This window comes from Microbispora sp. H10885 (assembly GCF_014161415.1).
GTDB lineage: Bacteria > Actinomycetota > Actinomycetes > Streptosporangiales > Streptosporangiaceae > Microbispora > Microbispora triticiradicis.
This window is the reverse complement of the sequence record NZ_JABBWY010000007.1, coordinates 277,514-290,275: the sequence shown is the minus strand read 5'-3', so window position 1 is coordinate 290,275 and position 12,762 is coordinate 277,514. Positions and strand designations below refer to the sequence as shown.

The following is a 12,762-nucleotide window of genomic DNA, read 5'->3' as shown; positions in this document are numbered from 1 at the left end:
TACCTTCCTACTGCAAAAGGGTGGTAATGCGCGACTCGTGCTCGTTCGTCCGTCGCACGATCTCCTCGCACAACTCGTGCGTGACCTGCGCGTCCTCGGCCGTGAGGACCCGCCCCTCGCCGACCGCGCCGAGGAACTCGGCGACGGCCTGCTCGATCCCCCGCTGCCGGGCCACCGGGACCCAGTCCGCCCGCCTCGCGAGGGTCTCGCCGCCGTCGAGGTCCACCACGTCGCCGAGGTTCACGACCCGGCGCTTCCCGCCGCCGCCCATCACCTCACAGGTCTCCTCGGCCGCGCCGCTGGTGCGGCTCATCACGCCGATCGCGGTGAAGCCGTCGCCGCCGAGCGTCAGCACCACGTGTTCCAGCAGGCCGTCCCGCACCCGGGTCCTGATCGCGGTGTCGGTGATCTCCCCCGGCGCCAGGAAGCGCAGCGTGTCGGCCACGTGGACGAAGTCGTCGAAGATCACCGTGCGGGGGTCGCCGGGCAGGCCGCGGCGGTTCTTCTGCATCACGATCACGTCGCGCGGCAGGTCGCGCAGGGCGGCGTACCCGGGGGCGTGCCTGCGGTTGAACCCCACCATCAGCGACCTGCCCCGCTCGCCTGCCAGCCGTACGAGCCCGGCGCTCGCCGCGGCGTCGTACGCCAGCGGCTTGTCCACGTAGACGTGCACGCCGGCCTCCAGCAGAGCCGTCACGACGGGGACGTGCGCCTCGGTCGCCGCGTGCACGAACGCCGCGTCGATCCCCGCCCCGATCAGGCCGTCCAGCGAGGCGAAGCGGGCCGGGATCCGGTACGCGTCGCCGAGCCGGTCGAGGACCGCCCGGTCGCGGGTGCAGAGCAGCGGCTCGATCCCCGGCGTGGCCGCCAGCACCGGCAGGTAGGCCTTCCGCGCGATGTCTCCCAGGCCGATGATCCCGACTCTCATGCCTGGGGAGCCTATCGGCGTGCTGTCTCCGCTCTCCGCCGGGTGGGGTCACGGCCGGGGCGGGTCAGAGGCCGGCCGGGGTCACGGGTCCGTAGCGTGCGGCCGGGGCCTTGGTCGTGTAGGCCCAGTAACGGTCGCCGTAGGACCAGTGCCACCACTCGCTGGGGTAGTTGACCATACCGACCGTTGTCAGCACCTCACCGAGAATGCGGCGCCGTCCCCGGGCCTCCGCGGAGATCGCCGTGCTGGCGGTGTGGCAGGCGCCGGTGTCGGTGTCGTTCACCTCCGTCCCCAGCCACAGTTCGCGCCCGTCCGTCTCGCACAGGGTCAGGTCGACGGCGGCTCCGGCCACGTGGGGCGCCACCTCCGGCGGGGAGATGTAGCGGCCGGCCCGCCGGTGGTACCAGTCCTCGTCGTGACCGGGGTGGGCCGCCCGGAGACGGTCGACGTGCCGGTTGAAGTACCGGGTCTGCAGTGCGACCGGCCGGAAGCCCTCGACGATCAGGAAGCGCAGCCCGGGCCGCAGCAGGGTCTGGGCGGTGACGAGGCGGTCCACCACACCGAGGCGAAGGTGGGCGTAGGCGCCTTCTGGGTCGGCCAGGCGTTCGTCGAGGCGAAGCGCCTGAACGGTACGCAGGTCGAGCAGTGTCTCTCCGCACTCGTCCACGGGTATCCGGCTGATCGCGGGATCGGAGAGCAGGATCATCTCGTCGTCCTTCCGATGGATGGAGAAGGCCCCGAGGCCGCCCGATCAACGGATCGGGCGGCCCGTGGGACCTGTGCGACGTCCGCGGGTGACGGTCAGTCGGTGGGGGCGGAGGTGAGGAGCTTGTTGCCGAAGATGCTCCAGCCGGTGCCCAGGCTCTTGTACGGGGCGAAACCGAAAGCGGTCGCGGTGCTGGAACTCCGCCAGACCATCAACTCGTCACCACCGTTGAACCCGATGATGTCGCTCTTGCCGTCCTTGTCGAAGTCGGCGCCGAGGAACTTGCTCACGGTGCGCCACCCGGTCGAGACGAACACGCCCGCGGTGGAGAAGTTCCCCGGCGTGCTCGTGTTGCGGTGAATCCACAGATCACTGCCCGCGACCCCCGCGATGTCCTTCTTCCCGTCACCGTCGTAATCCGCCAGCGGAAGAAGCTGCGTGAAAATCCCCCAGCCCGTACCCAGACTCTTGTACGGCGCGAAACCGAACGCGGTCGCGGTACTCGTACTCCGCCAGATCAACAACTCGTCACCACCGTTGAAACCGATGATGTCGTCCTTACCGTCACCGTCGAAGTCCCCCGCCATGAACTTCGAGACCGTGCGCCACCCGGTCGACACGAACACGCCCGCGGTGGAGAAGTTCCCCGGCGTGCTCGTGTTGCGGTGAATCCACAGATCACTGCCCGCGACCCCCGCGATGTCCTTCTTCCCGTCACCGTCGTAATCCGCCAGCGGAAGAAGCTGCGTGAAAATCCCCCAGCCCGTACCCAGACTCTTGTACGGCGCGAAACCGAACGCAGTCGCGGTACTCGTACTCCGCCAGATCAACAACTCGTCACCACCGTTGAAACCGATGATGTCGTCCTTACCGTCACCGTCGAAGTCCCCCGCCATGAACTTCGACACCGTGCGCCACCCGGACGACACGAACACACCAGCGGTGGAGACGTCACCCGGCGAACTCGTGTTCCGGTGAATCCACAGATCACTGCCCGCGACCCCCGCGATGTCCTTCTTCCCGTCACCGTCGAAGTCACCAAGCGTCTGTAAGAGGGGTGACGCGGGGGAGCCGCGCTTGGCGAGGGCGTCGAGCTGCGCCTGCGTGCCGTTGAAGACGTTCAGCGTCACGTTCGTCGTGGGGACGCCGGGGACGTTGCCGGTGTCGGCGTACTGCCACATGATCCAGGTGCTCCAGCCGGGGGGAACCGCCGGAGTGGTGTGACCGCTGGTGTAGTCGGCGACCTGGAGCCCGTACGACGAGAGGGCGGTGGTGCTGCCCATGCAACCGGTCATGAAGCCCCTGGCCGTGTAGATCCACGGCTTGACGCCGAACGCCGCCTCCACCTTGTCCAGCCAGGTCCTCGCGAACGAGACGGTGGTGTAGGGCGGGCAGGAACTGGTGCCGTCGTCGGTCCACTCCAGGTCCAGGATCGGCGGCAGCTCCCCGGTCCGGTGCCCGGTGTAGCCCGCCGCGCGGGCGGTGTCGATGAAGAAGTCCGCCTGGGCGGCGGCGTTGGAGCTGGTGCCGGTCAGGTAGTGGTAGGGAGCGGTGGCGATGCCCTGGGCCAGGGAGGCGGCCAGGTCGCCCCTGAAGTAGGAGTTGGTCTTGTTGGTCCCCCGGGTCACCTTCAGCGTCGCGAACGTGGTGCCCGACTGGCGGATCTGGGACCAGTTCACCGCCGCCCCGTTGGGATGCTGGTACTCGGTGACGTCCACGCCCCTGACGGGGTACGTCCCCGCGGGCGGGCTGGCGTTCGCGCCGGCCGGCTGTGCCAGTGCCCCGGCGAGTCCGATGGCGATGGCCGCGGTGACAAGGCGGCGGGCCCATCTCAGCCGTCGCCCGGGCCGTGTGGCTGTCGCAGACATATCTGCTCCATCTGATGAGAGATGTCGAATCTTGACTGGTGCGAAGCCGGGAGTCGGCGGCATTCGCCCTGATGCGCACTGAAGTGAGCGCCGGTGGCCGGCGTGTGCCGCCGGTCACCGGCGCTGATGGTGCCGGTGGTCAGTCGGTGGGGGCGGAGGTGAGGAGCTTGTTGCCGAAGATGCTCCAGCCGGTGCCCAGGCTCTTGTACGGGGCGAAACCGAAAGCGGTCGCGGTGCTGGAACTCCGCCAGATCAACAGCTCGTCACCACCGTTGAAACCGATGATGTCGCTCTTGCCGTCCTTGTCGAAGTCGGCGCCGAGGAACTTGCTCACGGTGCGCCACCCGGTCGAGACGAACACACCGGCGGTGGAGAAGTTCCCCGGCGTGCTCGTGTTGCGGTGAATCCACAGATCACTGCCCGCGACCCCCGCGATGTCCTTCTTCCCGTCACCGTCGTAATCCGCCAGCGGAAGAAGCTGCGTGAAAATCCCCCAGCCCGTACCCAGACTCTTGTACGGCGCGAAACCGAACGCAGTCGCGGTACTCGTACTCCGCCAGATCAACAACTCGTCACCACCGTTGAAACCGATGATGTCGTCCTTACCGTCACCGTCGAAGTCCCCCGCCATGAACTTCGAGACCGTGCGCCACCCGGTCGACACGAACACGCCCGCGGTGGAGAAGTTCCCCGGCGTGCTCGTGTTGCGGTGAATCCACAGATCACTGCCCGCGACCCCCGCGATGTCCTTCTTCCCGTCACCGTCGTAATCGGCCAGCGGAAGAAGCTGCGTGAAAATCCCCCAACCAGTGCCCAGACTCTTGTACGGCGCGAAACTGAACGCAGTCGCGGTACTCGTACTCCGCCAGATCAACAACTCGTCACCACCGTTGAAACCGATGATGTCGTCCTTACCGTCACCGTCGAAGTCCCCCGCCATGAACTTCGACACTGTGCGCCACCCGGACGACACGAACACACCAGCGGTGGAGACGTCACCCGGCGAACTCGTGTTCCGGTGAATCCACAGATCACTGCCCGCGACCCCCGCGATGTCCTTCTTCCCGTCACCGTCGAAGTCACCAAGCGTCTGGTACTGGGGTGCCGGCGGCGGCGACTGCGTGTCGTCGACGATGTTCTTGTAACGGATCGGGCGGAAGTTCTGCATGCTCGACCACGACTCGTCGCCCACCTGTCCGTGGGAGTTCGCCGTCGGCCCCTTGGCCCAGTCCTGCTCCCAGCCGTTGCCGTCGGGACTGCCCGTGCCGTTGAGGGAGTAGGTCCACGCGCCCTTGGTGTGGTCGGCGGAGTCCTTCCACCGGGCGAACAGTTCCATGTGGCTCGATTTGAGGATCGCGTCTCCGGGCTTCAGATCGTGCAGGCTGCCCAGATACTCCTTTCCGCTCCAGGACGCGAAGTCGTAGGTGCTGTTGCCGCCCTTGCCGGAGTTCGCGGTGATGTGCCACGCCATGGAGACCAGGCCGGAACAGTCGGGGCCGTACTTGTGCCCTCCGTCCACGTCGGTGTAGAGGCTGCTCGCGCTGCGGCTCTGGTTGTACTTGACCCCGCGGTCGACCCAGTTCTGGGCGCGGGCGAGCACCTCGGAGCGGGTGATCTGGCCGTCGGCGACGGAGGCGGCCGCGGCCGGCGTGGCGGTGGTGAGGCTGGTCACCGCGGCTCCCGCGAAGCCGAGGGAAGCCGCCGCCACCATGCTGAGCGTGCCCGCGATAAGGCGGTTGAGTTTCATGGGGCCTTCCGGTGGAGAGGTGGTGTTCGTCCTCTTGCACCGGAAGACTCGAGCGAGGCGCTGAAAATACGGTGAAACTCCGTGGAGGATGGTTTTCAGCGGTTAGCAGCGGGCGTTTCAGGGAGCGGAGGCGCCGGTGAGCTCGCCGTACTCGCGGGCGCCGTGGTCGCGGAAGACCGTCAGCACCCGCGCCCGGATCGCCGCCGCCGTCTCGACGTCACCCCTCGCCTCGTGCAGGAGGGCCAGCGTGTACTCCGTACGTGCCTGCCAGAGCGGAGCCTCCATGCCCTCCCACACCCCGATGGCGGAGGTCAGGCACGCGGCCGAGTCCGTCAGGTTGCCGTCGGCGAGGTGCAGCTCGCCCAGGGTCCGCAGGGCGATGCCGAGCCCCCACCGGTCTCCCATCGCCTGGCAGATGGACAGCGCGCCTTCGAGTGGTGCCAGGACCTGCCGCGTCTGGCCCAGGCGGAACCGGGCCTTCGCGCACGCACGGACGGAATACGCTTCCAGCAACCGATCGCCGAGCTGGACGAAGATCTCCGTCGCGGCTTCGGCGGTCCGGATGGCCGCGTCGTAGTCGCCGACCGCCCGGTGGAACAGGCTCATGGTGCGCAGGGTCACCGCCTCGCCGCGGCGGCTGCCGAGGCGGCGGTAGCCGGCCACTGACTCCTCCAGACCGGACCAGGCCGCCGGATAGTCCCCAAGCTCCAGTCGCACCGAGGCGGCCAGCCGCCGCAGGTACGTGACACCGAGATCGTCGCCGAGGCCGGTGAGGAGGACGTCGGCCTGGTCCAGAAAGTGCAGCGCCTCGACCAGGCGGCTCGCCTCCCGGCAGGTCACGCCGAGCCCGGACAGCGCCACGGCCTGGCCGCGCGCGTCACCCATCTCCCGGAAGGCGGCGAGCGCGTGGCCCAGAAGCCGGCGCGCCTCCGGGAACCGGTCCTGGAGATAGCGCAGGTGGCCCAGCTCGGCCAGCATGGTCGCCTCGCCCTTCCGGTCGCCCGCCCGGCGGGCCGCGGCCAGCGCCGCATCGTTGATCCGCTCCCGTGACTCGAACCTGTTGACGCCGAGGAACGACGGACCGAGTCGCGCGGAGGCGAATTGGCAGACCATGTCGTGCAGGCCCAGCACGGCGGCGCGCTCCAGACCGACGACCAGCGCGGGCTGTTCGATCTCGAACCAGTCGTGCGGGGCCGCCAGCACCCGCGCGGTCAGCTCGTCCGGGATCGCCGGGGCGGTCGCGGCGGGGTGCATCCAGTCGATCTCATCAGGCGGGGCGTCGGCCGCCACCTGGTCGGCCAGGGCGAGCCAGCCCCCGAGCACCCGGCCCGCGGCCGCCGTGAGCCGTTCGGACGGCTCCTCCGCCTCGGCACGCTCGCGTCCGTAGATGCGCACCAGGTCGTGGATCCGGTAGCGGAGCGCGCCCAGGTCGTCGACTCGGCTGAAGTCCACCATCTGGGCGTCGACCAGGCGTTCCACGATGTCTTCCGCGAGCTTGTCGTCGATGTCGCACAGCCAGGCGGCGATCCACGGGGAGAACTCCGGAACCCCCAGGTGACCGAGCCGCCGCAGCGCCCGGCGTTCGTCGTCGTCCAGCCCCCGGTAGCTCAGCTCGAAGCCGGCCCGCACCTCCAGGTCGGCGATCGCCAGCTCGTCCAGCCTGCGCCGCTCGTCGGTCAGCCGGTCGGCGAGCAGCCGCAGCGGCCATCGCTGCCTGGTGGCCAGCCGGGCCCCGGCGATGCGGATCGCCAGCGGCAGCCGGCCGCACAGGTCGACGATGTCGTGGGCCACCGCCTCCTCGGCGGCCACCCGCTCGGGTCCCACGATCCGGGCGAGCAACTCGACGGCCTCAACCGGTTCGAGCACGTCCAGGTCCGTACGGCGCGCACCGCTGAGTGCTCCGAGCCGGTTGCGTGAGGTGATCAGTACGCCGCCGGCGCCACCCGGCAGCAGCGGGCGTACCTGCGGCTCCCCGGCGGCGTCGTCGAGCACCACCAGCACCCGGCGTCCGGCCAGCAGGCTCCGATAGAGCTCGGCCCGCTCGGCGGTTGCGGAGGGAAGAGCATCCTGACGCACCCCGAGCGCCTTGAGGAACCTCCCCAGCACCTCGCCCGGATCGGCGGGAGCATCGCTCATCCCGCGCAGCTCGGCGTACAGCCTGCCGTCGGGGAAGGCGTCCGCGACCTGATGGGCGACGTGGATCGCCAGGGCCGACTTGCCGCTGCCGGCACGACCCGCGACGACCTGGATCATCGGGGCTTCTCCCGAGGTCAGCGCCGTCACCAGGGCCGCGCTCTGCGCGGAACGGCCGGTGAAGTCCGCCGGCGCCAACGGCAACTGGGCGGGTACGGCGAGGCGGACCGTCTCCCCGGACGGCGGTGCCAGCAGTGACGGGTCGCCGCGCAGGATGGCGTGGTGGAGGGCGGTCAGTTCGGGCCCCGGGTCCACCCCGAGGTCCTCGGCCAGGATCCGGCGGCCCTCCCGGAACGTGGCCAGCGCGTCGGACTGCCGGCCGAGCCGGTACAGCACGGTCATGTACTGGCCGCGCAGCCGCTCGTTGACGGGGTGGCGCCCGACCAGCGCGGCCAGTTCCGCCACCAGCCGGCCGTGCCTGCCCAGCGCCAGGCCGGCGGCGACGCGTTCCTCGGTGGCGGTCAGTCGCAGTTGTTCCAGCCGCGCGGCCTCCCCCGCCAGCGGCGAGTCGCCCAGCCCGGCCAGGGCGGGCCCGCGCCATAACTCCAGCGCGGAGTCGAGCAGCCCGGAGGCCTCCTCGGGTGTGGCCGCGCCGCGCGCGTCGGTGAGGAGCCGTTCGAACAGGTCGGCGTCCAGCGACCCGGCGGGGATCCGCGCCAGGTAGCCGGGTGCGCGGGTGACGATCACGTCCGGGGCCCCGGCACGGGTCAGCGCCTGGTGCAACGTCTTGACATAGGTCTGTATCGCCGCTTTGGCGGTCTCCGGCGGCCCGTCCGGCCAGAGGATGTCGATGAGGCGGTGCATCGGCAGGACGTGCCCCCGCTCCAGGAGCAGCGCTGCGAGCAGCGTCTTCGGTTTGACTCCCCCCAGCGGGACCGGGATCCCGCCGACCGCCACCTCGACCGGCCCCAGCAGCCGAAACTCCACCCGCCACTCCCCTGTCACGTCGTCCCCCCGGACGTAGCCCCGGCGGCTCCCCTGCTGCCGGGGCGTGGAACGCGGTCCCGTAGGAGCGCGTGAGTGCGGAACCACAGGGTGAGGCCGCGCCTGTCGTCGTCGGCCGGCGCGACCGCCCGCCCGCCCGGGAGCCGACAGGGGTCTCCAGGACCGAGCGCCGGCGAGGGCGGGATCGTGCAAAGATCTTCGAATCAGCATGGCCAGCCGGGATCCCCAGCGCAAGGGTCAAATGTCGTGACTTATGCGCTCCTCAGCGCGATCGCCACCACGCGACCGTCTCCTTCACCCCGTCCTCGACCGGCGTCGGCGCGAAGCCGAGGACCTCCTGCGAGGCCGACGAGTCGAGCACGTACGGCCGGTCGAACTGGTAACGGGTCTCCCCCAGCTCCCGCAGGAACGGCACGACGAGGCCGCCCGCCTTGAGCAGCACCGCCGGCAGCCGCCGCAGTCGCGGCGCCCGGACTCCCCCGGCCTCGCACACCATCTCGGCGTACGCCCGCATCGTCACGGGCGGGGCGGTCGGGACGTGCCACGGCCTGCCCCACGCCCGCTCCTCCTCGGCCGCCGCCACCAGGGCCCGCACGACGTCGGGCAGGTACGTCCAGCTGTGCGGGATGTCGGGGTCGCTCACGACGGTGGCGGTTCTGCCGCCGAGCAGCGGCTCCAGGAGCCTCGGCCCCAGGTAGGACTGGTCAGACGAGCCCGGGCCGTAGTAGTCCGAGCCGCGCACCTCGGTCACCCGGACCCTGCCCGCCTCGTGGGCCGCCCGCATCTCCTCCCACATCCGCGCTCTGACCCTGCCCTTGGTGCCCGTCGCGGCGAGCGGCAGGTCCTCGGTCATCGGGCCGTCCACCGGGCCGTACCCGTAGAGGTTGCCCAGCGTGACCAGCACCGCCCCGGACGACTCGGCGGCGGCCAGGAGCGAGGCCGCGACCGGCGGCCAGTCCTCCTGCCAGCGGTGGTAGGGCGGGTTGACGCAGTTGTAGATCGCGTCGGCCCCTTCCGTGAGCCGCCGCATCACGGCGGCGTCACCCGCGTCGGCCGCGACCGGCGACACCCCCGCGCGCCTCGGGCCCGAGCCCGAACGGGTGACGACGGTCACCTCGTGCCCCCGCCCGGCCAGCGTCTCGGCGAGCCCGCCGCCGACCTGTCCCGCTCCCACCACGACATGCCTGCCCATGATCTCTCCTTGTTGATGTCATTGCTGCGTCAGCAGCCGCAGCGCGGCGTCGGCCACGTACACCACCGCGAACACCACACCCGCGGTCACCAGCCCGGAGGCCGCCAGCGCGGCCGCTCCGGCGCCGAACCACACGACCTCGAAGGCTCCCCGGGCGAATCCGTGCAGCTGGTACGGCGCCTTGCCGCCGGCCATGAACAGTCCCCAGAGTGTCGCGAACGCTGCCGGTGTGCCGAGCCCCAGCAGGATCCTGACCACGATGTTCGCCTCCCGGGTGAAACCCCAGCGGGCCAGCGCGATCAGAACGCCGAGCTCCAGGAAGAACATGAGGGCGGCGGCCGCCCCCTTGACCATGGTGAGCATCGGCACCCCTTGCGTTCGTCGCTCCGTTACGAGAGCAATGCTCTCTCAAGAGAGCGCGAGTCGTCAAGAGCAGTGCTCTCGAATCGGTGCTCTGATAACATCAGGCTATGAACGCGAGCCGTACCGCACGGGAGCGGGTCAGGGCGGAACTCATCAGGGAGATCACCGACATCGCGCGGCGTCATCTCGCCACCGACGGCGCCCCGGGCCTGTCCCTGCGCGCGGTGGCCCGGGAGATGGGGATGGTCTCCTCCGCCATCTACCGCTACTTCCCCAGCCGCGACGACCTGCTCACCGTGCTGATCGTCGACGCGTACAACGCGATCGGCGAGGCCGTCGAGCGCGCCGACGCCACCCGCCCACGCGACGACTTCACCGGGCGCTGGCTCGCCGCCTGCCGCGCCGTCCGCGAGTGGGCCCTGGCCCACCCGCACGAGTACGCCCTGCTGTACGGCTCGCCGGTGCCGGGCTACCGCGCCCCGGAGGACACGATCGGCCCGGCGTCACGGGGCACGATCGTGTACGGCCGCATATTGGCGGACGCCCAGCGGGCCGGCCGCCTCGCCCCTCCGCCGATGTGCCCGCCGCCGCCCCCGATCCTGTCGCAGGACGCGGAGGCCGTACGCGCGGTGATGCCGGGCGTGTCCGACGACGTGGTCGCGCGGGCGCTGGTCGCCTGGACCGGGCTCTTCGGAATGGTCAGCTTCGAGCTGTTCGGCCAGTTCAACAACGTGATCGAGCACCGGGCCGAGCTGTTCGACCACAACATGACCTGCCTGGCCCATCTGCTCGGTTTCTCCGAATAGCGCTCCTCCGTGAGAAAAGGCGGCCGAGGGATTCTCGGCCGCCTTTCCTCTGTTACAGCCCCGCCTGCCTGACCGCGGTGCGCCAGTCCTTCGCGATGGCCTTCTGCGCACGGGCCAGCGGCACGTCACCGGCGCAGACGGCCTTCCACAGACGGCGTTCCACAGCGTTCTTGTCCGCGGCGCTCCTGCCCCTGACCTTCCACACGGGCTCCGGCCAGAGGTTCTTCACACTCTTGGGCGATCCGCCGAGGAGCAGCGGAATGACGTGGTCCTCCTCGTAGCGGGCCGGCCTGCGGTCCGGGTAGCCGTACTCGGCGATCTGCCTGACCCTCAGCGCGCTCAGGTAGCTCGCCGCGGGCCGCACCTTCGCGGCGAAGCCGGCCCTGCAGATCGTCGTGCCGATGGTCGCCTGGGTGACGGCGGGGTTGCGCGTGCCCGGCTGGCAGCGGGGATCGGGCAGGGGCAGGTAGGCCCGCGAGCACCTCGCCCTGGCCGGCTTGGTCGTCGGCTTGGGGCTCGGCTTGGGAGTCGGGGTCGCCTTGGGAGTCGGCTTGGGGCTCGGCTGGGAGCTCTGGCCCGACGAGGAACCGGCGGGCTTCCACCTCCAGTACGAGCCGTCCTGGACGCACCGGTATTTACCGCCGCTCTCGGAATATCCGTACAGGCCGTGGGCGGCGGCAGGGCAGAAGGCGCCGGGGGTGACACATTCCCAGTGGTCCCCGACCTGGCGGTAACAACTTGCGACGGACGCGGACACGGCCACGGCCGATTGGGTCTGAATCGGTACAAACAGGCCGATAGCCACAGCTACGGCGAACAACAGAGAACGAACGCGCAAAACCACTCCTCCACTCGGGTGGGACAACCGAAAAGAGGACGCATGGATGAGACGCAGGTTTACTTCTGATATCTATATGGCCATTAGGGCAATTGACCGTTTAGTGTTCCTGTCGAACGGCGAAGGGCGGCGAGATTCCGAGAAGCGAGGCCGGGGGGTTCAGGGGCCGTCAGCGCTGTGACTCCCCTCGCCACGGGTGGAGCTTCTCGGGGTTGCGGACCGCCCAGACGTGCCGGACCCGATCGTCCACGACGTCGAAGGCCATCACGACCTCCGTGACGCCGTCTCGCTGCCCGACCAGGCCCGGCTGGCCGTTGACCGTACGCTCCAGGAGCGTCAGGCCGCCGGCCTTGCCGATCAGGGCGACGGCGTAGCGCGCGACCTCCTCGGCGCCTTCGAGCGGGAACAGCAGGGCGTCGACCACCCCGCCGCCGTCGGCGATCACGGTGGCGGCGGGGTCGAGCAGGCCGATGAGGGCGTCGATGTCCCCGGTCTCCCATGCCTGCTTGAAGTTCCTGACGACCCCGGCCTGCCGGGCCGTCGGAGCCGCCGCGGGACGCGACGCGCGGACGCGGCGGCGCGCCGAGGAGGCCAGCTGGCGGCACGCCCCCGGCGTACGGCCGACGATCTCGGCCACCTCCGCGAAGGAGTGGCAGAAGACGTCGTGCAGGACGAACGTGACGCGCTCGGCCGGGGTCATCGATTCGAGCACGACGAGGAAGGCCATGCTGACCGACTCGTCGAGAGTGACCCGGTCGGCCGGGTCGGCCTCCTGCCCGGCGGCCCACTCCGCGCGGTCGGGCAGCGGTTCGGGGATCCACTCGCCGACGTACCGCTCGCGCCGGACCCGCGCCGAGCCCAGCAGGTCGAGGCAGATGCGACCGGCCACCTTCGTCAGCCAGGCGCCCGGGGACTCGACGGCCTCCCGCCGCGAGGGAGACATGGCGTACCAGCGGGCGTACGTCTCCTGCACGACGTCCTCCGCCTCCGCCAGGGAGCCGAGGAGCCGGTACGCGAGATTGATCAGCTGACGCCGCTCGCTCACGATCGCGCTCAGACCCGGGTCGATCGGGCCGTCCGCCGGCTCGGACTGGATGGTCATGTTCTCGCCGATCCCCTCGGTCTCGTCCGCCTTCACCAGTACGACGAGACGGCCGCGCGGAATGTGAGGCCGGC

The 12,762-nt window shown here is 70.1% G+C and carries 10 protein-coding genes; 1 reads left to right on the top strand and 9 read right to left on the bottom strand.

The window, feature by feature from the left end; all coding sequences use genetic code 11:
* Positions 1-7: 7 nt before the first annotated feature.
* From HHX37_RS20305 to HHX37_RS20275, 7 genes are all read right to left on the bottom strand, one after another.
* Positions 8-928 (bottom strand): Gfo/Idh/MocA family protein, encoded by a 921-nt coding sequence (locus tag HHX37_RS20305; RefSeq protein WP_182879294.1) that lies wholly within the window; start codon positions 926-928, stop codon positions 8-10.
* A 64-nt stretch (positions 929-992) separates the two neighbouring features.
* Complete coding sequence (locus tag HHX37_RS20300) at positions 993-1,634, bottom strand: M15 family metallopeptidase (protein ID WP_182879295.1); 642 nt, start codon at positions 1,632-1,634, stop codon at positions 993-995.
* Between the two features lie 95 nt (positions 1,635-1,729).
* Positions 1,730-3,502, bottom strand: coding sequence for a GH25 family lysozyme (locus tag HHX37_RS20295; protein ID WP_182886391.1), 1,773 nt, complete (start codon positions 3,500-3,502; stop codon positions 1,730-1,732).
* Positions 3,503-3,641: 139 nt separating this feature from the next.
* Positions 3,642-5,249: an FG-GAP repeat domain-containing protein gene (locus tag HHX37_RS20290; RefSeq protein WP_182886390.1), complete on the bottom strand. Its 1,608-nt coding sequence runs from the start codon at positions 5,247-5,249 to the stop codon at positions 3,642-3,644.
* Between the two features lie 117 nt (positions 5,250-5,366).
* The gene (locus HHX37_RS20285; protein ID WP_310740456.1) at positions 5,367-8,369 is read right to left on the bottom strand and encodes an AfsR/SARP family transcriptional regulator; all 3,003 of its coding nucleotides are present in this window, start codon (positions 8,367-8,369) and stop codon (positions 5,367-5,369) included.
* Between the two features lie 280 nt (positions 8,370-8,649).
* The gene (locus tag HHX37_RS20280; protein ID WP_182886388.1) at positions 8,650-9,579 is read right to left on the bottom strand and encodes an NAD-dependent epimerase/dehydratase family protein; all 930 of its coding nucleotides are present in this window, start codon (positions 9,577-9,579) and stop codon (positions 8,650-8,652) included.
* Positions 9,580-9,597: 18 nt separating this feature from the next.
* On the bottom strand, positions 9,598-9,942 hold the full coding sequence (locus tag HHX37_RS20275) for a YrdB family protein (RefSeq protein WP_182874724.1): 345 nt from the start codon (positions 9,940-9,942) through the stop codon (positions 9,598-9,600).
* A 107-nt stretch (positions 9,943-10,049) separates the two neighbouring features.
* Between HHX37_RS20275 and HHX37_RS20270 the strand changes: the two genes are divergently transcribed.
* Positions 10,050-10,748, top strand: coding sequence for a TetR/AcrR family transcriptional regulator (locus HHX37_RS20270; RefSeq protein ID WP_182879299.1), 699 nt, complete (start codon positions 10,050-10,052; stop codon positions 10,746-10,748).
* Between the two features lie 52 nt (positions 10,749-10,800).
* Here HHX37_RS20270 and HHX37_RS20265 read toward each other — a convergent pair whose 3' ends face one another.
* Both HHX37_RS20265 and sigJ read right to left on the bottom strand, forming a co-directional pair.
* Entirely contained in the window at positions 10,801-11,505 is a 705-nt protein-coding gene (locus HHX37_RS20265; protein ID WP_182886387.1) for a hypothetical protein, read from the bottom strand.
* A gap of 250 nt (positions 11,506-11,755) precedes the next feature.
* Positions 11,756-12,724: an RNA polymerase sigma factor SigJ gene (sigJ, locus tag HHX37_RS20260; protein WP_310740455.1), complete on the bottom strand. Its 969-nt coding sequence runs from the start codon at positions 12,722-12,724 to the stop codon at positions 11,756-11,758.
* Positions 12,725-12,762 lie beyond the last annotated feature (38 nt).

What these genes read in the sequence shown, in the direction of transcription:
- HHX37_RS20305 (WP_182879294.1), bottom strand. Translation starts at nt 928, where the DNA reads ATGAGAGTCGGGATCATCGGCCTGGGAGACATCGCGCGGAAGGCCTAC.
- HHX37_RS20300 (WP_182879295.1), bottom strand. Translation starts at nt 1,634, where the DNA reads ATGATCCTGCTCTCCGATCCCGCGATCAGCCGGATACCCGTGGACGAG.
- HHX37_RS20295 (WP_182886391.1), bottom strand. Translation starts at nt 3,502, where the DNA reads ATGTCTGCGACAGCCACACGGCCCGGGCGACGGCTGAGATGGGCCCGC.
- HHX37_RS20290 (WP_182886390.1), bottom strand. Translation starts at nt 5,249, where the DNA reads ATGAAACTCAACCGCCTTATCGCGGGCACGCTCAGCATGGTGGCGGCG.
- HHX37_RS20280 (WP_182886388.1), bottom strand. Translation starts at nt 9,579, where the DNA reads ATGGGCAGGCATGTCGTGGTGGGAGCGGGACAGGTCGGCGGCGGGCTC.
- HHX37_RS20275 (WP_182874724.1), bottom strand. Translation starts at nt 9,942, where the DNA reads ATGCTCACCATGGTCAAGGGGGCGGCCGCCGCCCTCATGTTCTTCCTG.
- HHX37_RS20270 (WP_182879299.1), top strand. Translation starts at nt 10,050, where the DNA reads ATGAACGCGAGCCGTACCGCACGGGAGCGGGTCAGGGCGGAACTCATC.